Genomic DNA, 1408 nt, shown 5'->3' with positions numbered 1-1408 from the left:
TTTTGAACTTAGGAACCCGGTTGCATCTATGTATCAGGCCTATTCGAGGAAGCTTTTTGCTTCTGGCCAACATCGTGGTGAGCTCGCAGCGTGCCGTTTACATTGAGGCCATTCATCAGGCCTGTAGGAGCAGAGGCATCTGTCTGCGACGGTCTTACCAGGGGTCAATGTTCACTAGCAGGGGTTGGAGCGCTCGGCGCCCCGGTGGCATTGCTCGGTTGATCAGAGGCTCATAGCAGCCTCCGAGTTGCTGTTCGGTTTGCGCTGATATACCTGATCGCTCTGCAACAAGGCCCAGATAATGCGCAGATTTCGATTAGCCAGTCTGATCGCCGCCTCCTTGCGTCCAAGGCGGGATAGCCAGCGTAAAAGGCGGTGATCGTCTGGCTGATCGGAATCAGGCCTTAGCTGACTCAAGACAGCATGCGCCCCCTGGATCATCAGGCTGCGTATGTAGCCATCACCTCGCTTGCTCATCCTGCCCAGCCTGATTTTGTTTCCGCTGCTGTGCTGGTCGGGCACGATACCGAAGAAGGCGGCATACATTCGGCCACTGGCGAAGCGGCTAGGCTCGGTCTGTTTCGCCACGATCGCCGTGGCAATGATTGGGCCCACGCCACGAATGGTGATCAACCGCTGTGCGACCTTATCTTCCTGGGCTGTCGCTTCAAGCCGCCTACTCAGCGTCGCAATGCGTTCACCCAGAGAGAGCCAGTCAGTCAGCAGCTCATCGAGCAACTCGCGCAACAAGTCGGGCAGAGGTAAAGAGGCATCTTCAAGAGCCCGTGGCACATGCGAATTGATCGCCGCATCGCCTTGAGGCATGGAGACGCCATGCTCTAGCAGCAGGCCACGTATCTGATTACCCAGCGCTGTATGCCGCTTGATGTTGCCGCGCCGGACACGGTGCAGCGCTTGAATAGCCAGTGCTGTAGTGCTCTTGATCGGGATTGAGGCAATACTGGTATCGCGACCGGCACGCAAAATGGCATGGGCGTCGTTACGGTCATTCTTCGCGCCGCTGCGGTGTTCGGCAACGCGTTGCGCAGGCAGGATCCGAACCGGATTACCCTTGGCCTGCAGTAGTCTGGCCCAGGCTTGAGCACCAGGACCGCACTCCATTAAGACAGTCACCGTCACTGGCAGCTTGATTAGAAAATCATGGAAATTTTGACGGGATTTGATGCGATTTTCGTAGATCACCCGACCGGTAGCATCCTCGCCTGCTAACTGGAAGACCTGTTTGGCCAGGTCTACGCAGAGGGTTGTGCAAAGCTCCACATCAGTGGAAGACAGGGGATCGTGCTTCGAACTATGCTTCTTCATGGTCTCGCCCTCGCTGCCGTTGGCTTCTTTGAACGCCACCGTGGCACTGTGATGCCTCGGCGGGGGCGAGTCCATCGATTAC

Annotated in this window: 1 protein-coding gene; it reads right to left on the bottom strand. The window is 57.0% G+C overall.

What is annotated here, in order from left to right; translation table 11 throughout:
- Nucleotides 1-222 precede the first annotated feature (222 nt).
- Nucleotides 223-1281, bottom strand: a complete 1059-nt coding sequence (locus HU764_RS27470; RefSeq protein ID WP_186683367.1) for an IS110 family RNA-guided transposase — start codon at nt 1279-1281, stop codon at nt 223-225.
- Nucleotides 1282-1408 lie beyond the last annotated feature (127 nt).

Source organism: Pseudomonas kermanshahensis (assembly GCF_014269205.2).
Classification (GTDB): domain Bacteria; phylum Pseudomonadota; class Gammaproteobacteria; order Pseudomonadales; family Pseudomonadaceae; genus Aquipseudomonas; species Aquipseudomonas kermanshahensis.
This window is presented reverse-complemented; position numbering and strand designations above follow the sequence as displayed.